The following is a 20,728-nucleotide window of genomic DNA, read 5'->3' as shown; positions in this document are numbered from 1 at the left end:
AATCAGCGTAAAGAGAGAGTTTCCGCGACCGGGCCTAACGCGAGGGCGGGGATAAAGGTCAGGGCGCCGACCAGCAACACGGTGCCCGTCAGCAGGCCGATAAACAGCGCGCCGTGGGTCGGTAACGTCCCGGTGGTGGTCGGTTGGATTTTTTTATTCACCAGCGATCCGGCAATCGCCATTACCGGCACAATGATCCCGAAGCGGCCCACGAACATGCAGAACGCCAGCAGACAGTTCCAGAACGGAGAGTTGGCGCTTAAGCCTGCAAAGGCGCTACCGTTGTTGTTGGCGGCCGAGGAGACGGCATATAGCACTTCGCTAAAGCCGTGAATGCCCGGGTTAAAGATGCCGCTGCGTCCGGCCTCGGTCATCAGGGCCAGCGCGGTGCCGAGCAGCACAAGCGCCGGGGTGACCAGAATCGCCAGCGCGGTTAATTTCATCTCGCGAACGTCGATTTTTTTACCGAGGTATTCCGGGGTGCGGCCAATCATCAGACCGGCAATAAACACCGCCAGCAGCACGAACAGGAGCATGCCGTAAAGACCGGAGCCCACGCCGCCAAACACCACCTCGCCGATCTGCATCAGCCACATCGGGATCATGCCGCCCAGCGCTGTGAAAGAGTCATGCATGGCGTTTACCGCCCCGCACGAGGCCGCCGTGGTGACCACCGCATACAGGCTGCTGGCGAGAATGCCAAAGCGGCTTTCTTTGCCTTCCATATTAATACTGCTGTTCGCCCCCAGCTGCATGAAATGGGGGTTGCCGCTCCATTCAGCCCACATCACCAGCGCCACGCAGACCACGAAGATCAGCGACATGGTCCAGAGCAGTGTGCGGCCCTGACGGCGATCGTTGACCACATCACCAAAGGCGAAACAGAGCGCGGCGGGGATCAGGAAGATCGCCAGCATCTGCACAAAATTGGTCAGGGCGGTAGGGTTTTCAAACGGATGCGACGAGTTGGCGTTGAAGAATCCGCCGCCGTTGGTGCCGAGCATCTTGATGGCTTCCTGCGACGCCACTGGCCCCATCGGCAGGATCTGTTTTGCTCCTTCAAGCGAAGTATACGGGGCGTAAGGCAGCAGGTTTTGCAGGGTGCCCTGCTGAATAAAGAACAGCGCGATAAGCAGCGCAATCGGCAGCAGGATCCACAGCGTAATGCGCGTCAGATCCATCCAGGCGTTACCCAGGGTACCGATTTTCTGACGTGCAAACGCGCGCGTCAGCGCGAAAATTACCGCGATACCGCTGGCTGCAGAGAGGAAGTTCTGCACGGTTAATCCAGCCATCTGGCTGAAATAGCTGAGGGTGGTTTCACCGGCATAGGACTGCCAGTTGGTGTTGGTAACAAAACTGACTGCCGTATTCAGCGCCAGGTGCCAGGACAGGCCCGGTAACCGTTGCGGATTCAGCGGCAGGCTACCCTGCAGCATCAGCATGGCAAAAAGTGCAATGAGCCCAACGATGTTCAGCAGCAGAATGGCGATCAGATAGTCACGCCAGTTCATCTCCCGATCGTCTATACCCAGTACGCGCCAGATCCCTTTTTCAACGCCTCCCGTGCCGGGCAGGGGGACGTTGTTGATCAATCGCGCCAGTCCCGTTCCCAGCGGCCTTGCCAGAACGAACAATACCACTAAGAAGCTGGCAATAAGCAAAAACGCCTGAGCAGCCATCAGAATGCCTCCGCGTTAATCAGGGCATAGACCAGATAACCCAATAACAGGAACACCAGCACGATGCCGGCAATAAGACCTGCACTCACAATCCACCTCCGGGTGACTTTTGTTGTTGTGCTAACGGTAGGATTTATGGCGCAAAGATTTCGCAAAAATCAGAAGGGTGGGTGTAAAAAAAGTATAAAAATGGAAAGACCATAATTTAACTATTGATAAGTAAATCATTAACTTTTTTGTAACTTAATTACGGCGCGAATGTAAATATTCGCTAAATGAATAAAAATAAGTGGTCGGATGAGTAGTAAAATTACACGCAAAGCGATATTATTTTATCCAGGTCACAGATTTCACATTTTCCGGAGAAGGTTTCCGGCCAACTACAGGGGAGAAAAATATGGATCTTTATAAAGAGTATCCGGCTCATATCGTGTTCATGCGTCGCACTTTCGCCGTAGTGGCTGGCGTGCTGGCTCTGCCGGTGATGTTGTTCTGGAAAGATCGCGCGCGTTTTTACAGCTATTTGCACCGCGTCTGGGCGAAAACCAGCGAGAAGCCGGTGTGGATGGATCAGGCAGAGAAAGCGACCTGCGATTTCTATTGATACAACGCTGACGCGTAGCCATAAAAAAAACCGCCAATAGCAATATGGCGGTTTTTTTGTCCCTCGGGATTCGCGGTCCGTTGGGTGGTCTTGCAGCCCCTACCCGGGATTTTTATCATACCCTTCTGTAAGAAGATGGCAATCCCTCGAAGCCTTTATAAATTCCTAATTTTATTCGGGTATCTTACCTTTGCAGCGGATAGTAATTATGATGCTGCGTCCCTTTCCGCCATCTCGCAAATGGGCATCGGTCCTGGGAAAGGTGTATTTTCAGCCGTAAAGCAGCCCGCCTACCCGGGCTTGTGTCCACCGACTTATCACCGGTGGTGAACGGTGGAGCGGTTAGCAGCAGGGACCGCATAGTGAAACGCTATATATGCATCGCGTTCATTGTCGCCAGCGTACTCGTTGTAAAGAGTGATGAACCTAATGCGTTTGTCGCTTTAACCACGATAGCGCAGGACAAGTAGCGTTAAGGCCGCCCCGGGCGGCCTTTTTTATTTCATCCCGTCTACACTTCATGGCAAAGTAGTTCAATGCATGCTTTTTCCTTGTATGGCATGCCCTTATGGACATAATGGACAATAGCCTGGAGTTTTATGCCCACCCATCTGGTTTGGTTTCGCGCGGATTTGCGCGTACATGACAACATCGCTCTCGCGGCAGCCTGCCGCTCTGATGACGCCAGCGTACTGGCGCTATTTATCGCCACGCCTGAGCAGTGGCAGCAGCATGATATGGCTCCACGGCAGGCGGCTTACCTCAAATCACACCTGAACGAACTGCAGCACTCGCTTGCCGAGAAAGGCATTCCGCTGATCTACAAAGAGGTCAGCGATTTTACCGCGCAGCTTCATATGCTGCAGGAGATATGCCAGCAGAACGGCGTCACGCATCTTTTTTATAACTACCAGTACGAACTGAACGAACAGCAGCGGGACCGCCAGCTGGAGAAAATGCTGGGAGAGGTGGTATGTGAGGGATTTGATGACAGCGTGATGCTGGCACCGGGCAGCGTTATGACCGGCGGTCACGAAATGTATAAAGTGTTTACGCCGTTTAAAAATGCTTTTGTTAAGCGCCTGAAAGAGGCGCTGCCGGAGTGTGTACCCGCGCCCGCCGCCAGAGGAGAGGCTATAACCGATCTCCCCGAATTAACGTTCAACTATCCCCAGCGGGCATTTGATGAACTTCTGTTCCCTGCCAGTGAGAAGGCCGCTATTGCGAAGCTGCGCCAGTTTTGCAAGCAGGGCGCGGGAGAATATGACGCGCGCAGGGATTTCCCGGCAATTGAAGGGACAAGCCGGTTATCGGCCTGCCTGGCGCTGGGCGTGCTCTCTCCTCGCCAGTGTTTGCATCGTCTTCTGGCCGAACAGCCGCAGGCGCTGGACGGTGGTGCGGGCTCGGTGTGGCTGAACGAACTTATCTGGCGTGAATTCTACCGCCATCTGATGACGTACCATCCCAGTCTCTGTAAGCATCGTCCGTTCATTCCGTGGACCGACAGCGTAAAATGGCAGCACGATGAGGCACTTTTACAGGCCTGGCAAAAAGGGGAGACGGGCTATCCGGTAGTGGACGCCGCTATGCGCCAGCTAAATGAAACCGGGTGGATGCACAATCGTCTGCGAATGATTACCGCGAGCTTCCTGGTGAAAGATCTGCTTATCGACTGGCGAATCGGAGAGCGCTATTTTATTTCTCAGCTGATCGATGGCGATCTGGCTGCGAATAACGGTGGCTGGCAGTGGGCGGCCTCTACCGGCACCGATGCGGCTCCCTATTTCAGGATTTTTAATCCGACCACCCAGGGGCAAAAATTTGATGCCAACGGCGACTTTATTCGCCGCTGGTTGCCCGCGCTCAGGAACGTTCCTGAAAAAGCGATCCATGACCCGTGGGCATGGGCGGATAAACAGGGCGTAAAGCTCGATTATCCCCGCCCGATTGTCGACCATAAACAGGCGCGCGTCGCCACGCTGGCGGCGTACGAAGCCGCCCGAAAAGTTTGAGAGAATGATGATGAAAAACAGTGAACTGGAACGCCTGATTAACGAAAAACTTAATACCGCCTCCTTTAGCGACTATGGCCCGAATGGCCTGCAGGTCGAAGGGCGCGAAACGGTGCAGAAAATCATCACCGGCGTGACGGCAAGCCAGGCGCTGCTGGATGAGGCGGTGCGTCAGGAAGCCGACGCGGTGATTGTCCATCACGGTTACTTCTGGAAAAACGAATCGCCGATTATCCGCGGCATGAAGCGCAACCGCCTCAAAACGCTGCTGTCGAATGATATCAACCTGTACGGTTACCATCTGCCGCTGGATGCGCATCCTGAACTGGGAAATAACGTCCAGCTGGCGCAGCTGTTAGGGATAACCGTGATGGGTGAAATCGAGCCGCTGGTGCCGTGGGGCGAACTGTCGATGCCGGTACCGGGGCTGGAGCTGGCATCGTGGATCGAAGCGCGGCTGGGGCGTCGTCCGCTGTGGTGCGGAGATACCGGGCCGGATACCGTGAAGCGCGTGGCGTGGTGTACCGGCGGCGGCCAGGGCTTTATCGACAGCGCCGCGCGCTTTGGTGTTGATGCGTTTATTACCGGCGAAGTCTCCGAGCAGACGGTTCACTCTGCCCGCGAGCAGGGGCTGCATTTTTACGCGGCAGGCCACCACGCTACCGAGCGCGGCGGTATTCGCGCCCTCAGCGAGTGGCTAACGGAAAATACCGATCTGGATGTGACCTTTATTGATATCCCTAATCCGGCCTGATGAGAGGTAGTTAAGTGCAGCGAGCGCGTTGTTATCTTCTGGGTGAAACCGCGGTAGTTCTGGAGCTTGAGCCTCCCGTGACGCTTGCCACGCAAAAGCGTATCTGGCGCCTGGCTCAGCGGCTGCCCGAGCTACCCGGCGTGGTTGAAGCTATTCCGGGTATGAATAATATCACCGTGGTGCTACGCGATCCGCACACCGGGGCGCTGGATGCCATTGAGCGTCTGCAGCGCTGGTGGGAAGAGAGCGAGGCGCTGGAGCCAGAATCGCGGGCGATTGAGATCCCGGTTGTCTATGGCGGCAAAGGTGGCCCTGACCTTGGCGTGGTGGCCGAACACTGTGGATTAACAGTAAAGCAGGTTGTGGAGCTGCACAGCTCGGTGGATTACGTCGTCTGGTTTCTGGGTTTTCAGCCGGGCTTTCCGTATCTGGGCGGATTATCTCCCCGGCTGCATACCCCGCGTCGGGCTGAGCCGCGCCTGAGCGTACCCGCAGGAACGGTGGCGATTGGCGGTGAACAAACCGGAATTTATCCGCTTACTTCACCGGGCGGCTGGCAGCTTATCGGGCACACGTCCACGCCGTTATTTGAACCTGGCCATGACGCGCCAATACTCCTGCGTCCGGGTGATACCCTGCGCTTTATCCCGCAGAAGGAGGGGGTATGTTAACGCTTATTCGCGCGGGGCTTTATACCTCCGTTCAGGATGCCGGACGCTTTGGCATGCGCCAGTCCGGCGTGAGCTACTGCGGTGCGCTCGATCGTCCTTCGCTGGAGATTGCCAACCTGCTGGTAGGCAACGCGGGCAGCACGGCGGCGTTAGAAATTACGCTGGGTCAGTGCGTTATTGAATTTGGTGAGGAGACCTGGTTCGCCTTAACCGGCGCGGGCTGTGACGCGACGCTGGACGGCAAAGCGGTGTGGACCGGCTGGCGATTGCGGGCGAAAGCCGGGCAGCGTCTGACGCTTAAGCGTCCTCTGCACGGCGTGCGCAGCTATCTTGCCGTGGCGGGGGGCATCGACGTGCCGGAGGTGTTGGGGTCGTCCAGCACCGACCAGAAAGCGGGAATGGGCGGCCATGAAGGACGGCTGCTGCGCGACGGCGATCGTCTTGCGATTAAGCCATCAGCGCGCCATTTCACCACCACGCAGGGCGTGAAGCAGCTGCTGTGGGGGAACGTGATCCGCGCCTTGCCGGGACCGGAATATCAGGAGTTTGATGAAGCCTCAAAAGAGTCTTTCTGGCGTTCGCCGTGGAAAATCAGCCCGCAGAGTAACCGTATGGGTTACCGGCTTCAGGGGCAGCCGCTGACCCGCACGACTGACCGGGAGCTGCTTTCCCACGGGCTGCTGCCGGGGGTGATTCAGGTGCCGGGCAACGGGCAGCCCATCGTACTGATGAACGACGCGCAAACTACCGGCGGCTATCCGCGTATTGCCTGCATTATTGAAGCGGATCGCTACCATCTGGCTCAAATCCCTCTCGGTCAGCCGATTCATTTTGTGCAGTGTACGCTGGAGGAGGCGCTAAAGGCCCGGCAGGATCGGCAGCGCTATCTCGAACAGCTGGCGTGGAGGCTTGATGGTAAAGATTGATTTAAACGCCGATCTGGGGGAGGGCAGCAGCGCCGATGCGGAACTGATGACCCTGGTCTCCTCGGTCAATATCGCCTGCGGTTTTCACGCGGGCGATGCGCAAACCATGCTGGAGAGCGTGCGTAATGCCATTAAAAACGGCGTGGCGATTGGCGCTCACCCGAGCTTCCCGGACCGGGACAACTTTGGCCGTACGGCGATGGATCTGCCCCCTGAGACGGTCTACGCTCAGGTGCTCTACCAGACTGGCGCGCTGGAGGCGATGGTGCGCGCTGAGCATGGCGTGCTGCGTCACGTCAAACCGCACGGCATGCTCTATAACCAGGCAGCGAAAGACCCGGCGCTGGCGGAGGCGATTGCCCGCGCGGTGCGGGACTGCAATCCGCAGCTGATTCTGGTTGGCCTGGCGGGTAGCGAGCTTATTCGTGCCGGAGAACGGCTGGGGCTGACGACGCGGCAGGAAGTCTTTGCCGATCGGGGATACATGCCGGACGGCAGCCTGGTGCCGCGCACGCAGGCCGGTGCGCTGATTACTGACGAAAATAAAGCGCTGGCGCAGACGCTGGCGATGGTGCGCTTCGGGCGGGTGACCGCCGTGGATGGAAAATCCGCAAATGTTCAGGCCGATACGGTGTGTTTACACGGCGACGGGGAGCATGCGCTCCAGTTTGCGCGACGCCTGCGGGCGGCGTTCTCTGAAGAGGGCATTCTCGTCAGCGCAGATTGATTATAAAAGGACAATGACATGCCTGAAGGTCCGGAGATCCGCCGCGCGGCGGATAGCCTGGAGGCGGCGATAAAGGGCAAACCCCTGACCGATGTCTGGTTTGCCTTTCCTCAACTTAAGCCGTTTGAAACAGAGCTGGTGGGACAGACGGTGACCCACATTGAAACGCGCGGCAAAGCGTTGCTCACGCATTTTTCCCATAACCTGACGTTATATAGCCATAACCAGCTCTACGGTGTGTGGCGCGTCGTCGATGCGGACGAGCAGCCGCAAACGAAGCGCGTGCTGCGCGTCCGGTTACAAACGGCGGATAAGGCGATCCTGCTCTACAGTGCCTCTGATATCGAAATGTTAACGCCGGAGCAGCTGCTGACGCATCCGTTCTTACAGCGCGTCGGGCCGGACGTGCTGGACATGCGCCTGACGGCGAGCGACGTTAAAGCCCGGCTATTGTCTTCCCAATTCCGCAACCGCCAGTTTTCCGGGCTGTTGCTCGATCAGGCGTTTCTTGCCGGGCTGGGAAACTACCTGCGGGTGGAGATCCTCTGGGAAGTGGGGCTGGCGCCGCAGCGCAAGGCCTCTCAGCTTAGCGAGGAACAGCTGGAGGCGCTGTCGCACGCGCTGCTTGATATTCCACGGCTGTCGTACAACACGCGCGGCCTGGTGGATGAGAACAAGCATCACGGGGCACTGTTCCGCTTTAAGGTATTCCATCGGGCGGGGAAAAAGTGCGAGCGTTGTGGTGGGGTGATTGAGAAGGCTACGATCTCTTCCAGACCGTTTTACTGGTGCCCTCGGTGCCAGATGTAAAAAAGCCGGGTGGCGGAGGTAAAAGCAAAACGGCAACGAAAGTTGCCGTTTTTAATGTTTTGAGAGGGCCGGGGGGAGGGCATCAGGCCGCACCCAACGTTTCTTAGCGCTTCAGGTCAGACTTAAAATCACGCTGCTCGTAGCCGGTGTACAGCTGACGAGGACGGGCGATTTTCATGCCTTCGCTGTGCATTTCGTTCCAGTGCGCAATCCAGCCCACGGTACGCGCCATGGCGAAGATCACGGTGAACATGGAAGATGGAATGCCCATCGCTTTCAGAATAATGCCAGAGTAGAAATCGACGTTCGGGTAGAGTTTCTTCTCGATGAAGTACGGGTCGTTCAGCGCGATGTGTTCCAGCTCCATCGCCACTTCCAGCAGATCGTCTTTGGTGCCCAGCTCTTTCAGCACTTCATGGCAGGTCTCACGCATAACGGTTGCGCGCGGGTCGTAGTTTTTGTAAACACGGTGACCGAAGCCCATCAGGCGGAAGGAGTCATTCTTGTCTTTCGCGCGACGCACGAACTCTGGAATGTGCTCAACGGTGCTGATCTCTTCCAGCATCTTCAGCGCCGCTTCGTTCGCGCCGCCGTGCGCCGGTCCCCACAGGGAGGCGATGCCCGCAGCGATACAGGCGAACGGGTTCGCGCCTGAAGAGCCTGCGGTACGGACAGTAGAGGTAGAGGCGTTCTGCTCGTGGTCAGCGTGCAGGATCAAAATACGGTCCATCGCACGTTCCAGCACCGGATTCACTTCATACTCTTCGCACGGTGTGGAGAACATCATGCGCAGGAAGTTACCGGCGTAGGAGAGGTCGTTACGTGGGTACACAAACGGCTGGCCGATGGAGTATTTGTAGCACATCGCCGCCATGGTCGGCATTTTGGACAGCAGGCGGAACGCCGCGATATCACGGTGACGCGGGTTATTCACGTCAAGTGAGTCGTGGTAGAACGCCGCCAGCGCACCGGTAATCCCGCACATCACCGCCATTGGGTGAGAGTCACGACGGAACGCATGGAACAGACGGGTAATCTGCTCATGGATCATAGTGTGACGGGTTACGGTGGTTTTGAATTCATCGTACTGTGCCTGCGTCGGCTTTTCGCCGTTCAGCAGGATGTAGCACACTTCCAGGTAGTTGGATTCGGTGGCTAACTGATCGATGGGGAAGCCGCGATGGAGCAGGATACCTTCGTCACCGTCAATGTAGGTGATTTTGGATTCGCAAGATGCGGTAGAGGTAAATCCAGGGTCAAAGGTAAATACTCCTTTGGAACCCAGCGTACGGATATCAATAACATCCTGACCGAGCGTGCCTTTTAGCACATCCAGTTCAATAGCATCATCACCATTTAGGGTGAGTTTTGCCTTTGTATCAGCCATTTACGGTCTCCTTAGCGCCTTATGCTTAAGACTGCTTTTACCGGATTTGCCTTCAGCTGTTAATCACCGTTACCAGATTGTTATTTGGCTTACCGCTCAGCTCACGAGGAGTAACCAGGGTACAGAGCTATGGCGCCTTGCAGGTAAACGAATGAAATATCAGTGAAACAACAGCAAATCAGCGTTTTTGCAGTCCGAATTATTCAAACCTGTATATCACTAATAACTGTCCTGATAACTTCGGTCAATACCATCACACTGTTACATAACTATTTGTCAGGTGAAAGAGAGACCTCATAACTTTTGCGCATTATATGCCTTTTCTGATGACGTTTGTAACAATATTGTTTAACATTTGTCAAATCAGATGATTAAAAATTAAAAAGATGTTGTTATCGTGACCCTGATCACTGTTCCAGAGAAAACCCAACAAACTGTATGTAGGTTAATTGTAATGATTTTGTGAACGGCCTATACTGCCGCCAGGTCTCCGGAACACCCTGCAATCCCGAGCCACCCAGCGTTGTAACGTGTCGTTTTAGCATTTGGAAGCAATGTTTTGCATGACGCGCAGTTATAGAAAAGGAACGCTGCTTGACCCGCATCGCAGTCCGGAGGAAGGAAACAATAAGAACAGCATGTGGGCGTTATTCATGATAAGAAATGTGAAAAAACAAAGACCTGTCAATCTGGATCTCAAAACGATCCGGTTCCCCGTAACAGCAATAGCGTCCATTCTGCACCGTGTTTCTGGTGTGATTACGTTTGTGGCGGTCGGTATTTTGCTGTGGTTACTGGGCACCAGCCTCTCTTCCCCTGAAGGATTCCTCCAGGCCTCGGCCATCATGAATAGCTTCTTCGTGAAATTTATCATGTGGGGCATTCTCACCGCGCTGGCCTATCACGTTGTTGGCGGCGTACGCCACATGCTGATGGACTTTGGCTATCTGGAAGAGACGTTCGAGGCCGGGAAACGTACCGCGAACATTTCATTTGTGATCACTGTCGTGCTTTCACTTCTCGCAGGAGTTCTCGTATGGTAAGCAACGCCTCCGCATTAGGACGCAACGGCGTACATGACTTCATTCTGGTCCGTGCTACCGCCATCGTTCTCACCCTTTACATCATCTATATGATCGGTTTCTTCGCGACCAGCGGCACGCTGACGTGGGAAATCTGGAGTGGTTTCTTCGGATCGGCCTTCACCAAAGTGTTCACCCTGCTGGCCCTGTTCTCCATCCTTATCCATGCCTGGATCGGCATGTGGCAGGTGTTGACCGATTACGTTAAACCGCTGGCGATTCGCCTCCCACTGCAGCTGGCCATTGTGGTTGCACTGGTGGTTTACGTTATTTATGGATTCGTTGTGGTGTGGGGTGTGTAATGAAACTGCCAGTCAGAGAATTTGATGCTGTTGTGATTGGTGCGGGTGGCGCAGGTATGCGCGCCGCACTGCAAATTTCCCAGAGCGGCCAGACCTGTGCGCTGCTCTCTAAAGTGTTCCCGACCCGTTCCCACACTGTGTCCGCGCAGGGCGGTATTACCGTTGCGCTGGGTAACTCCCATGAAGATAACTGGGAATGGCACATGTATGACACGGTAAAAGGTTCCGACTACATCGGCGACCAGGATGCCATCGAATATATGTGTAAAACCGGCCCGGAAGCGATTCTGGAGCTGGACCATATGGGTCTGCCGTTCTCCCGTCTGGAAAATGGCACTATCTATCAGCGTCCGTTTGGCGGCCAGTCGAAAAACTTCGGCGGCGAGCAGGCGGCACGCACCGCGGCGGCGGCTGACCGTACCGGTCACGCACTGCTGCACACCCTGTATCAGCAGAACCTGAAAAACCACACCACCATCTTCTCCGAGTGGTATGCGCTGGATCTGGTGAAAAACGCCGATGGCGCGATCGTCGGCTGTACCGCGCTGTGCATCGAAACCGGTGAAGTGGTTTACTTCAAAGCCCGCGCGACCGTGCTGGCGACCGGCGGTGCAGGCCGTATTTACCAATCCACCACCAACGCCCACATCAACACCGGTGACGGTGTCGGTATGGCTATCCGCGCCGGCGTACCGGTGCAGGACATGGAGATGTGGCAGTTCCACCCAACCGGTATCGCCGGTGCGGGCGTGCTGGTCACTGAAGGCTGCCGCGGTGAAGGTGGCTACCTGCTGAACAAACACGGCGAGCGCTTCATGGAGCGTTATGCCCCGAATGCGAAAGACCTGGCGGGTCGTGACGTGGTGGCGCGTTCCATCATGATCGAAATCCGTGAAGGCCGCGGCTGCGATGGCCCATGGGGTCCACACGCGAAGCTGAAGCTCGACCATCTGGGTAAAGAAGTGCTGGAATCCCGTCTGCCGGGCATCCTGGAACTGTCCCGCACCTTCGCGCACGTCGATCCGGTGAAAGAGCCGATTCCGGTTATCCCAACCTGCCACTATATGATGGGCGGTATTCCGACCAAAGTGACCGGTCAGGCGCTGACCGTGAACGAGCAGGGCGAAGACGTGGTCATTCCTGGCCTGTTCGCGGTAGGCGAAATCGCCTGCGTATCCGTACACGGCGCCAACCGTCTGGGCGGCAACTCCCTGCTGGACCTGGTGGTATTTGGTCGTGCGGTGGGTCTGCATCTGCAGGAGTCCATTGCCGAGCAGGGCGCGCTGCGTGATGCAACCGACGACGAAATCGACGCCTCTCTTGAACGCCTCAACCGCTGGAACGGTAACCGTAACGGCGAAGATCCGGTGGAAATCCGTAAAGCGCTGCAGGAGTGCATGCAGCACAACTTCTCGGTATTCCGCGAAGGCGATGCGATGGCCAAAGGCCTTGAGCAGCTGAAGGCGATCCGCGAGCGTCTGAAAAATGCCCGTCTGGACGACACCTCCAGCGAGTTCAACACCCAGCGCGTTGAGTGCCTGGAGCTGGATAACCTGATGGAAACCGCATTCGCAACCGCGATGTCGGCAAACTTCCGTACCGAAAGCCGTGGCGCCCATAGCCGCTTCGACTTCCCGGATCGTGACGATGAAAACTGGCTGTGCCATTCCCTGTATCTGCCAGAGTCGGAAACCATGACGCGTCGTAACGTCAACATGGAACCGAAACTGCGTCCGGCGTTCCCGCCGAAGATTCGTACTTACTAATGCGGAGACAGGATAATGAAACTCGAATTCTCAGTTTATCGTTATAACCCGGATGTTGATGACGCTCCGCGCATGCAGGACTATACCCTCGAAGCGGAAGAAGGTCGTGACATGATGCTGCTGGATGCCTTAATCCAGCTGAAAGAAAAAGATCCTACGCTGTCGTTCCGCCGCTCCTGCCGTGAAGGGGTATGTGGCTCTGACGGTGTGAACATGAACGGCAAAAACGGCCTGGCCTGTATCACGCCAATTTCAGCGCTGCAGCGTCCTGGTCAGAAAATTGTTATCCGTCCTCTGCCAGGCCTGCCGGTCGTGCGTGATTTGGTGGTAGACATGGGGCAATTCTATGCACAATATGAGAAGATTAAGCCTTACTTATTGAATAATGGGCAAAATCCACCCGCTCGCGAGCACTTACAGTCTCCTGAGCAGCGTGAAAAACTCGATGGTCTGTACGAGTGTATTCTCTGCGCATGCTGTTCAACGTCCTGCCCGTCGTTCTGGTGGAACCCGGACAAGTTTATCGGCCCTGCGGGTCTGTTGGCTGCCTATCGCTTCCTTATCGACAGCCGCGACACCGAAACCGACAGCCGTCTGGAAGGATTAAGTGACGCTTTCAGCGTATTCCGCTGCCATAGCATCATGAACTGCGTCAGTGTGTGTCCGAAGGGACTGAACCCGACGCGCGCCATCGGCCATATTAAGTCGATGCTGCTGCAGCGCAGTGCGTAAGTAGTGAGAGGGGAGCGCTGTTCCCCTCACCCTAACCCTCTCCCAAAGGGAGAGGGAATAGATTGCAGAAACCTTTAAAAACTGCCCTGAAGTCTAGACAGTTTCTAAAGGTTCCTTCGCGGGCCAAATGAAAAGAGCTCGCAGGTGAACCCCGGCACGTACACGCGGTGTGCGTGGTAGTTTCTACGGCGAAAGTAAGCATAAAAATGCTTAAGGGATCACGATGCAGAACGGCGCAATGAAAGCCTGGCTGGACTCTTCTTACCTCTCTGGTGCCAACCAGAGCTGGATAGAACAGCTCTATGAAGACTTCTTAACCGATCCTGACTCAGTGGACGCAAACTGGCGTTCCATGTTCCAGCAGTTGCCTGGTACAGGGGTCAAACCGGATCAATTCCATTCCAAAACACGTGATTATTTCCGTCGTCTGGCGAAGGATGCCTCACGTTACTCTTCTGCGATTTCCGACCCTGACACCAATGCGAAGCAGGTTAAAGTCCTGCAGCTTATCAACGCTTATCGCTTCCGCGGTCACCAGCATGCGAATCTCGATCCGCTGGGACTGTGGCAGCAGGAACGTGTGGCCGATCTCGATCCGGCGTATCACGATCTGACCGAGGCCGATTTCCAGGAAAGCTTTAACGTAGGTTCCTTTGCCATCGGCAAAGACACGATGAAGCTGGGCGATCTGATTGACGCGCTCAAGCAAACCTACTGCGGCTCCATCGGCGCGGAATATATGCACATTACCTCTACCGAAGAGAAGCGCTGGATCCAGCAGCGCATCGAATCCGTAGCGGGCCACGCGACCTTCTCGGCCGACGAGAAGAAACGCTTCCTCAGCGAATTGACCGCAGCGGAAGGGCTTGAGCGCTATCTGGGCGCGAAGTTCCCGGGCGCAAAACGCTTCTCGCTGGAAGGCGGCGACGCGCTGGTGCCGATGCTGAAAGAGCTGATTCGCCACGCAGGCAAGAGCGGCACCCGTGAAGTGGTGCTCGGCATGGCGCACCGTGGTCGTCTGAACGTGCTGGTCAACGTGCTGGGTAAAAAACCGCAGGACCTGTTCGACGAATTCGCGGGCAAACATAAAGAACACCTCGGCACCGGCGACGTGAAGTACCACATGGGCTTCTCGTCAGATATCGAAACCGAAGGCGGTCTGGTTCACCTGGCGCTGGCGTTTAACCCGTCACACCTGGAAATCGTCAGCCCGGTGGTTATCGGTTCCGTGCGCGCGCGTCTGGATCGTCTGGACGAGCCGAGCAGCAATAAAGTGCTGCCAATCACCATTCACGGTGATGCGGCGGTCACAGGGCAGGGCGTGGTTCAGGAAACCCTGAACATGTCGAAAGCGCGTGGTTATGAAGTGGGCGGTACCGTTCGCATCGTGATCAACAACCAGGTGGGCTTCACCACCTCTAACCCGCTGGATGCCCGTTCTACCCCGTACTGCACCGACATCGGTAAGATGGTACAGGCGCCGATCTTCCACGTTAACGCGGATGACCCGGAAGCCGTGGCTTTCGTGACCCGTCTGGCGCTGGACTTCCGTAATACCTTTAAGCGCGATGTGTTCATTGACCTCTTCTGCTACCGCCGTCACGGCCACAACGAAGCGGATGAGCCAAGTGCAACCCAGCCGCTGATGTACCAGAAAATCAAAAAACACCCGACCCCGCGCAAAATCTATGCTGACAAGCTGGAGAGCGACAAGGTGGCGACGCTGGAAGATGCGACCGAAATGGTCAACCTCTACCGCGACGCGCTGGATGCGGGTGAATGCGTGGTGAAAGAGCTGCGCCCGATGAACATGCACTCCTTTACCTGGTCGCCGTACCTCAACCACGAGTGGGATGAGAGCTACCCGAACAAGGTTGAGATGAAGCGCCTGCAGGAGCTGGCTAAACGCATCAGCACCGTGCCGGACGCTATCGAGATGCAGTCTCGCGTGGCGAAAATCTACGCCGACCGTCAGTCCATGGCGGCAGGCGAGAAGCTGTTCGACTGGGGCGGGGCGGAAACGCTGGCTTACGCAACGCTGGTTGACGAAGGCATTCCTGTTCGTCTGTCCGGTGAAGATGCGGGCCGCGGGACCTTCTTCCACCGTCACGCAGTGGTTCACAACCAGTCTAACGGTTCAACCTACACTCCGCTGCAGCACGTGCATAACGGTCAAGGCCAGTTCAAGGTCTGGGACTCCGTGCTGTCTGAAGAAGCGGTCCTGGCATTCGAATACGGCTACGCCACTGCGGAACCGCGCACCCTGACCATCTGGGAAGCGCAGTTCGGTGACTTCGCCAACGGCGCGCAGGTCGTTATCGACCAGTTCATTTCCTCCGGCGAGCAGAAGTGGGGCCGCATGTGTGGCCTGGTGATGCTCCTGCCGCACGGTTACGAAGGACAAGGACCGGAGCACTCCTCCGCGCGTCTGGAGCGTTACCTGCAACTCTGCGCCGAGCAGAACATGCAGGTTTGCGTGCCGTCCACCCCGGCTCAGGTCTACCACATGCTGCGTCGTCAGGCGCTGCGCGGTATGCGCCGTCCGCTGGTGGTCATGTCACCAAAATCACTGCTGCGCCATCCGCTGGCGGTCTCCAGCCTGGAAGAGCTGGCAAACGGCACCTTCCTGCCGGCCATCGGTGAAATTGACGAGCTTGATCCGCAGGCCGTTAAGCGTGTCGTAATGTGTTCTGGTAAGGTTTATTACGACCTGCTGGAACAGCGCCGTAAGAACGATCAGAAAGATGTCGCCATTGTGCGTATCGAACAGCTTTATCCGTTCCCGCATCAGGCGATGCAGGAAGTGCTGAAACAGTACGCTCACGTACATGATTTTGTCTGGTGCCAGGAAGAGCCGCTCAACCAGGGCGCATGGTACTGCAGCCAGCATCATTTCCGTGAAGTGATTCCATTTGGGTCAGCCCTGCGCTATGCAGGTCGCCCGGCCTCCGCCTCTCCGGCGGTAGGATATATGTCCGTTCACCAGAAGCAGCAACAAGATCTGGTCAATGACGCGCTGAACGTCGATTAATTAAAGGATACATAATGAGTAGCGTAGATATTCTTGTTCCCGACCTGCCTGAATCCGTAGCAGATGCGACCGTCGCTACCTGGCACAAAAAACCAGGCGATGCCGTTAAGCGCGATGAAGTGCTGGTAGAAATCGAAACTGACAAAGTGGTACTGGAAGTACCGGCTTCGGCGGATGGCGTTCTGGACGCGGTGCTGGAAGATGAAGGCACCACCGTCACCTCTCGTCAGATCCTGGGGCGCCTGCGTGAAGGCAACAGCGCGGGCAAAGAGTCCAGCGCGAAGTCTGAAGAGAAAGCCTCTACGCCGGCTCAGCGCCAGCAGGCTTCTCTGGAAGAACAGTCTAACGACGCCCTCAGCCCGGCGATCCGTCGCCTGCTGGCTGAACACAGCCTTGACCCGGCAGCCATCAAAGGCACTGGTGTGGGCGGTCGTCTGACCCGCGAAGACATCGACAAGCACCTGGCGAAAGCGCCTGCTCAGGCGGAAGCGAAAGCCCCTGCGGCAGCTCCGGCAGCACAGCCTGCTCTGGGTGCCCGCAGCGAAAAACGCGTACCGATGACGCGCCTGCGTAAGCGCGTGGCCGAGCGTCTGCTGGAAGCGAAAAACTCCACCGCGATGCTGACCACCTTCAACGAAGTGAACATGAAGCCAATCATGGATCTGCGTAAGCAGTACGGTGACGCGTTTGAAAAACGTCACGGTATCCGTCTGGGCTTTATGTCCTTCTACGTGAAGGCGGTGGTTGAAGCGCTGAAACGCTACCCGGAAGTGAACGCGTCTATCGATGGCGATGACGTGGTTTACCACAACTACTTCGACGTCAGCATGGCGGTTTCTACCCCACGCGGCCTGGTGACCCCGGTTCTGCGTGATGTGGATACCCTGGGTATGGCTGACATCGAGAAGAAAATCAAAGAGCTGGCCGTGAAAGGCCGCGACGGCAAGCTGACCGTAGAAGACCTGACCGGCGGTAACTTCACCATTACCAACGGCGGCGTATTCGGCTCGCTGATGTCTACCCCGATCATTAACCCGCCGCAGAGCGCGATCCTGGGTATGCACGCCATTAAAGATCGCCCGATGGCAGTTGACGGTAAAGTTGAGATCCTGCCGATGATGTACCTGGCGCTCTCTTACGACCACCGCCTGATCGACGGCCGCGAGTCCGTGGGCTTCCTGGTAGCTATTAAAGAGCTGCTGGAAGATCCAACGCGTCTGCTGCTGGACGTCTAGTAACGATTTAGCATCACCTGCCCCGTGGACCGGCACACGCTGCGCCGGTCTACAGGTTTGAAGATAACGATTACCCTGAAGGATGGATAGAACACATGAACTTACATGAATATCAGGCCAAACAGCTGTTTGCCCGGTATGGCTTACCGGCTCCGGTGGGTTATGCCTGTACTACCCCGCGTGAAGCAGAAGAAGCCGCATCTAAAATCGGTTCCGGCCCGTGGGTAGTTAAATGTCAGGTTCACGCTGGTGGCCGTGGTAAAGCGGGCGGTGTGAAGGTTGTTAAGAGCAAAGAAGAGATTCGTGCGTTTGCTGAACATTGGCTCGGCAAGCGTTTGGTGACCTACCAGACAGATGCGAACGGCCAGCCGGTTAACCAGATCCTGGTCGAAGCGGCGACCGACATCGCGAAAGAGCTGTACCTGGGCGCGGTGGTTGACCGTAGCTCCCGTCGCGTGGTGTTCATGGCGTCTACCGAAGGCGGCGTGGAAATTGAAAAAGTGGCGGAAGAGACCCCACACCTGATCCACAAAGTGGCTATCGATCCGCTGGCGGGCCCAATGCCTTATCAGGGTCGCGAGCTGGCGTTCAAGCTGGGTCTGGAAGGCAAGCTGGTTCAGCAGTTCACCAAGATCTTCATGGGCCTGGCGACTATCTTCCTTGAGCGCGATCTGGCGCTGATCGAGATCAACCCGCTGGTGATCACCACCCAGGGCGACCTGATCTGCCTCGACGGCAAGCTGGGCGCTGACGGCAACGCGCTGTTCCGCCAGCCGGATCTGCGCGAAATGCGCGACCAGTCTCAGGAAGATCCGCGTGAAGCACAGGCTGCTCAGTGGGAGCTGAACTACGTGGCGCTGGATGGCAACATCGGCTGCATGGTTAACGGTGCGGGCCTGGCGATGGGCACCATGGACATCGTTAAGCTGCACGGCGGTGAGCCGGCAAACTTCCTCGACGTGGGCGGTGGCGCAACCAAAGAGCGCGTAACCGAAGCGTTCAAAATCATCCTCTCTGACGACAACGTTAAAGCGGTACTGGTTAACATCTTCGGCGGCATCGTCCGTTGCGACCTGATTGCAGACGGCATCATCGGTGCGGTAGAAGAAGTGGGTGTTAACGTTCCGGTGGTTGTGCGTCTGGAAGGTAACAACGCTGAACTCGGCGCGAAAAAACTGGCTGACAGCGGCCTGAATATTATTGCAGCGAAAAGTCTGACGGATGCAGCTCAGCAGGTTGTTGCCGCAGTGGAGGGGAAATAATGTCAGTTTTAATTAATAAAGATACCAAGGTTATCTGCCAGGGCTTCACCGGTAGCCAGGGGACTTTCCACTCCGAACAGGCGATTGCCTACGGCACTCAGATGGTTGGCGGCGTAACGCCAGGTAAAGGCGGCACCACGCACCTGGGCCTGCCGGTGTTCAACACCGTGCGTGAAGCGGTAGAAGCGACGGGCGCAACCGCGACCGTGATCTACGTTCCGGCACCGTTCTGCAAAGACTCCATTCTGGAAGCGATCGACGCAGGCATCAAGCTGATCATCACCATCACCGAAGGCATCCCGACCCTGGATATGCTGACCGTGAAGGTGAAGCTGGACGAAGCAGGCGTGCGCATGATCGGCCCGAACTGCCCAGGCGTGATCACTCCGGGCGAATGCAAAATCGGCATCATGCCTGGCCACATTCACAAGCCGGGTAAAGTGGGCATCGTGTCCCGTTCCGGTACGCTGACCTATGAAGCGGTTAAGCAGACCACCGACTACGGCTTCGGTCAGTCCACCTGCGTGGGCATCGGCGGTGACCCAATCCCGGGATCTAACTTCATCGACATCCTGAAGCTGTTCCAGGAAGATCCGCAGACCGAAGCGATCGTGATGATCGGCGAGATCGGCGGTAGCGCGGAAGAAGAAGCGGCTGCTTATATCAAAGAACACGTGACCAAGCCGGTTGTGGGTTACATCGCGGGTGTGACCGCGCCGAAAGGCAAGCGTATGGGTCACGCAGGCGCGATCATTGCCGGTGGTAAGGGTACGGCTGATGAGAAATTCGCAGCGCTGGAAGCCGCAGGCGTGAAGACCGTTCGCAGCCTGGCGGATATCGGCGAAGCACTGAAATCCATCATTAAGTAAGTCCTCTCTGCTCCCTGAAAGGGGGGCGTTGAAGTATAAAAATGTCCGTTTCGACATGGTTGGCCGCTGTAAAGCGGCCTTTTTTATTGCCTGCGTCTGGCGACGAGAGTGAACTTGTAGTCGTCGGTATTGAACACGTTGCGGCTGTATTCAAATACCCGTCCGTCCTTCAGAAACCCGCGGGAGACTTTTTCCAGGATCGGCTTTGCCGGATCGAGCGACAGCGCGGCGATCGCCTCCTCTGAAGGCATGATCGGCACCAGCTCCTGCTCGCTGCGATCGATAACCAGCTTTTTGATCTGCTCAACGTAGTGGTATTTCGAATTCTCCATCACTTCCCAGGTGAGGTCGGGGAACAGGGCCAGCGGCATCCATGTCTCCTCCAGGTTCACCGGCTTCTGCTTGATGAATCGCACGCGCTTAACGTGCCAGACCTTATCTTCCACGCCAACTGCTAATGTTGCCGCCAGCCGCGCATCGGCTTTCACCACTTCAAAGATTTTGACATCACTGTGCGTATCGACATGACGATCCGCCAGCTTTTCGTAAAAGCCGGTGAGCTGATAAATATCGTAATTGACGCGCTCCTCTTTTTTTACATAAGAGCCGCTGCCCTGAATACTTTCGATGATCTGCTCATCGGCGAGCAGTTTCAGGGCCTGCCGCACGGTGACGCGGCTGACGCGAAACGCCTCCTGAAGACTGGACTCCGTCGGCAGCGCGTCTCCCGGTTTTAATTCCCCGGCGTTGATTTTCTCGCGGAACGCATCGGCTATCTGCCGGTACATCGGTTTGTTGCCCATTTTATCGCGCCTGCTTAATACCTTTTCAGGGAATTATGCATTCAACTGATGATTTGTAAATAATACAATTAAA

19 protein-coding genes are annotated in these 20,728 nt (G+C 56.3%); 15 read left to right on the top strand and 4 right to left on the bottom strand.

All coding sequences use genetic code 11. The features are described 5' to 3' along the window. Window positions 1–2 precede the first annotated feature (2 nt). Window positions 3–1,682: a potassium-transporting ATPase subunit KdpA gene (gene kdpA, locus ACMWL8_RS14360; RefSeq protein ID WP_045261084.1), complete on the bottom strand. Its 1,680-nt coding sequence runs from the start codon at window positions 1,680–1,682 to the stop codon at window positions 3–5. After that, window positions 1,682–1,771: a K(+)-transporting ATPase subunit F gene (gene kdpF / locus ACMWL8_RS14355; RefSeq protein WP_014069365.1), complete on the bottom strand. Its 90-nt coding sequence runs from the start codon at window positions 1,769–1,771 to the stop codon at window positions 1,682–1,684. Before kdpF ends, kdpA begins: the two co-directional genes overlap by 1 nt. A 308-nt stretch (window positions 1,772–2,079) precedes the next feature. Here kdpF and ACMWL8_RS14350 point away from each other — a divergent pair, with 308 nt between their 5' ends. The 7 genes from ACMWL8_RS14350 to nei all read left to right on the top strand — a co-directional run bounded on the left by ACMWL8_RS14350 (window position 2,080) and on the right by nei (window position 8,186). After that, window positions 2,080–2,286 (top strand): YbfA family protein, encoded by a 207-nt coding sequence (locus ACMWL8_RS14350; RefSeq protein WP_014069366.1) that lies wholly within the window; start codon window positions 2,080–2,082, stop codon window positions 2,284–2,286. 599 nt (window positions 2,287–2,885) lie between these two features. Then, entirely contained in the window at window positions 2,886–4,298 is a 1,413-nt protein-coding gene (phrB, locus tag ACMWL8_RS14345) for a deoxyribodipyrimidine photo-lyase (protein WP_045261083.1), read from the top strand. A gap of 10 nt (window positions 4,299–4,308) precedes the next feature. Beyond that, window positions 4,309–5,052, top strand: a complete 744-nt coding sequence (locus tag ACMWL8_RS14340; protein ID WP_028012373.1) for a type 2 GTP cyclohydrolase I — start codon at window positions 4,309–4,311, stop codon at window positions 5,050–5,052. A 14-nt stretch (window positions 5,053–5,066) separates the two neighbouring features. After that, window positions 5,067–5,723, top strand: a complete 657-nt coding sequence (gene pxpB / locus ACMWL8_RS14335) for a 5-oxoprolinase subunit PxpB (RefSeq protein WP_041910767.1) — start codon at window positions 5,067–5,069, stop codon at window positions 5,721–5,723. After that, window positions 5,717–6,649 carry a 5-oxoprolinase subunit PxpC gene (pxpC, locus tag ACMWL8_RS14330; protein ID WP_028012375.1) on the top strand — a complete coding sequence of 311 codons (933 nt, stop codon included), beginning with the start codon at window positions 5,717–5,719 and terminating at the stop codon, window positions 6,647–6,649. Before pxpB ends, pxpC begins: the two co-directional genes overlap by 7 nt. Further along, window positions 6,636–7,376, top strand: coding sequence for a 5-oxoprolinase subunit PxpA (gene pxpA / locus ACMWL8_RS14325; RefSeq protein WP_045261082.1), 741 nt, complete (start codon window positions 6,636–6,638; stop codon window positions 7,374–7,376). The genes pxpC and pxpA overlap by 14 nt, the downstream gene beginning before the upstream one ends. A gap of 18 nt (window positions 7,377–7,394) precedes the next feature. Next, on the top strand, window positions 7,395–8,186 hold the full coding sequence (nei, locus tag ACMWL8_RS14320; protein WP_045261081.1) for an endonuclease VIII: 792 nt from the start codon (window positions 7,395–7,397) through the stop codon (window positions 8,184–8,186). A 103-nt stretch (window positions 8,187–8,289) separates the two neighbouring features. Here the strand turns inward: nei and ACMWL8_RS14315 are convergent, their stop codons facing one another. Next, entirely contained in the window at window positions 8,290–9,573 is a 1,284-nt protein-coding gene (locus ACMWL8_RS14315) for a citrate synthase (RefSeq protein WP_028012378.1), read from the bottom strand. Between the two features lie 638 nt (window positions 9,574–10,211). Between ACMWL8_RS14315 and sdhC the strand changes: the two genes are divergently transcribed. The 8 genes from sdhC (at window position 10,212) to sucD (ending at window position 19,852) form a co-directional block, all read left to right on the top strand. After that, a complete protein-coding gene (sdhC, locus tag ACMWL8_RS14310; protein WP_026080740.1) occupies window positions 10,212–10,616 on the top strand; it encodes a succinate dehydrogenase cytochrome b556 subunit in 405 nt (134 codons plus the stop codon). Then, window positions 10,610–10,957 (top strand): succinate dehydrogenase membrane anchor subunit, encoded by a 348-nt coding sequence (gene sdhD, locus ACMWL8_RS14305; RefSeq protein ID WP_008501088.1) that lies wholly within the window; start codon window positions 10,610–10,612, stop codon window positions 10,955–10,957. Before sdhC ends, sdhD begins: the two co-directional genes overlap by 7 nt. After that, the gene (gene sdhA, locus ACMWL8_RS14300) at window positions 10,957–12,723 is read left to right on the top strand and encodes a succinate dehydrogenase flavoprotein subunit (protein ID WP_041910764.1); all 1,767 of its coding nucleotides are present in this window, start codon (window positions 10,957–10,959) and stop codon (window positions 12,721–12,723) included. The genes sdhD and sdhA overlap by 1 nt, the downstream gene beginning before the upstream one ends. 15 nt (window positions 12,724–12,738) lie before the next feature. Next, the gene (sdhB, locus tag ACMWL8_RS14295) at window positions 12,739–13,455 is read left to right on the top strand and encodes a succinate dehydrogenase iron-sulfur subunit SdhB (protein ID WP_008501090.1); all 717 of its coding nucleotides are present in this window, start codon (window positions 12,739–12,741) and stop codon (window positions 13,453–13,455) included. 223 nt (window positions 13,456–13,678) lie between these two features. Continuing rightward, window positions 13,679–16,486, top strand: coding sequence for a 2-oxoglutarate dehydrogenase E1 component (sucA, locus tag ACMWL8_RS14290; RefSeq protein ID WP_045261080.1), 2,808 nt, complete (start codon window positions 13,679–13,681; stop codon window positions 16,484–16,486). 14 nt (window positions 16,487–16,500) lie between these two features. Further along, the gene (gene odhB, locus ACMWL8_RS14285) at window positions 16,501–17,721 is read left to right on the top strand and encodes a 2-oxoglutarate dehydrogenase complex dihydrolipoyllysine-residue succinyltransferase (RefSeq protein ID WP_045261079.1); all 1,221 of its coding nucleotides are present in this window, start codon (window positions 16,501–16,503) and stop codon (window positions 17,719–17,721) included. A 95-nt stretch (window positions 17,722–17,816) separates the two neighbouring features. Further along, a complete protein-coding gene (gene sucC / locus ACMWL8_RS14280) occupies window positions 17,817–18,983 on the top strand; it encodes an ADP-forming succinate--CoA ligase subunit beta (RefSeq protein WP_006809579.1) in 1,167 nt (388 codons plus the stop codon). Next, window positions 18,983–19,852 carry a succinate--CoA ligase subunit alpha gene (gene sucD, locus ACMWL8_RS14275; RefSeq protein ID WP_008501094.1) on the top strand — a complete coding sequence of 290 codons (870 nt, stop codon included), beginning with the start codon at window positions 18,983–18,985 and terminating at the stop codon, window positions 19,850–19,852. The genes sucC and sucD overlap by 1 nt, the downstream gene beginning before the upstream one ends. Before the next feature lie 83 nt (window positions 19,853–19,935). Here sucD and ACMWL8_RS14270 read toward each other — a convergent pair whose 3' ends face one another. Then, entirely contained in the window at window positions 19,936–20,655 is a 720-nt protein-coding gene (locus ACMWL8_RS14270) for a GntR family transcriptional regulator (protein ID WP_045261078.1), read from the bottom strand. Window positions 20,656–20,728 lie beyond the last annotated feature (73 nt).

The sequence above is a fragment of the Enterobacter sp. 04-C-12-SI-ECC genome (genome assembly GCF_047530715.1).
Lineage (GTDB): Bacteria > Pseudomonadota > Gammaproteobacteria > Enterobacterales > Enterobacteriaceae > Enterobacter > Enterobacter bugandensis.
This window is presented reverse-complemented; position numbering and strand designations above follow the sequence as displayed.

Coding starts and splice junctions, on each gene's coding strand:
- kdpA (WP_045261084.1), bottom strand. CDS start 1,682: ATGGCTGCTCAGGCGTTTTTGCTTATTGCCAGCTTCTTAGTGGTATTG.
- ACMWL8_RS14350 (WP_014069366.1), top strand. CDS start 2,080: ATGGATCTTTATAAAGAGTATCCGGCTCATATCGTGTTCATGCGTCGC.
- phrB (WP_045261083.1), top strand. CDS start 2,886: ATGCCCACCCATCTGGTTTGGTTTCGCGCGGATTTGCGCGTACATGAC.
- ACMWL8_RS14340 (WP_028012373.1), top strand. CDS start 4,309: ATGAAAAACAGTGAACTGGAACGCCTGATTAACGAAAAACTTAATACC.
- pxpC (WP_028012375.1), top strand. CDS start 5,717: ATGTTAACGCTTATTCGCGCGGGGCTTTATACCTCCGTTCAGGATGCC.
- pxpA (WP_045261082.1), top strand. CDS start 6,636: ATGGTAAAGATTGATTTAAACGCCGATCTGGGGGAGGGCAGCAGCGCC.
- nei (WP_045261081.1), top strand. CDS start 7,395: ATGCCTGAAGGTCCGGAGATCCGCCGCGCGGCGGATAGCCTGGAGGCG.
- ACMWL8_RS14315 (WP_028012378.1), bottom strand. CDS start 9,573: ATGGCTGATACAAAGGCAAAACTCACCCTAAATGGTGATGATGCTATT.
- sdhC (WP_026080740.1), top strand. CDS start 10,212: ATGTGGGCGTTATTCATGATAAGAAATGTGAAAAAACAAAGACCTGTC.
- sdhD (WP_008501088.1), top strand. CDS start 10,610: ATGGTAAGCAACGCCTCCGCATTAGGACGCAACGGCGTACATGACTTC.
- sdhA (WP_041910764.1), top strand. CDS start 10,957: ATGAAACTGCCAGTCAGAGAATTTGATGCTGTTGTGATTGGTGCGGGT.
- sdhB (WP_008501090.1), top strand. CDS start 12,739: ATGAAACTCGAATTCTCAGTTTATCGTTATAACCCGGATGTTGATGAC.
- sucA (WP_045261080.1), top strand. CDS start 13,679: ATGCAGAACGGCGCAATGAAAGCCTGGCTGGACTCTTCTTACCTCTCT.
- odhB (WP_045261079.1), top strand. CDS start 16,501: ATGAGTAGCGTAGATATTCTTGTTCCCGACCTGCCTGAATCCGTAGCA.
- sucC (WP_006809579.1), top strand. CDS start 17,817: ATGAACTTACATGAATATCAGGCCAAACAGCTGTTTGCCCGGTATGGC.
- sucD (WP_008501094.1), top strand. CDS start 18,983: ATGTCAGTTTTAATTAATAAAGATACCAAGGTTATCTGCCAGGGCTTC.
- ACMWL8_RS14270 (WP_045261078.1), bottom strand. CDS start 20,655: ATGGGCAACAAACCGATGTACCGGCAGATAGCCGATGCGTTCCGCGAG.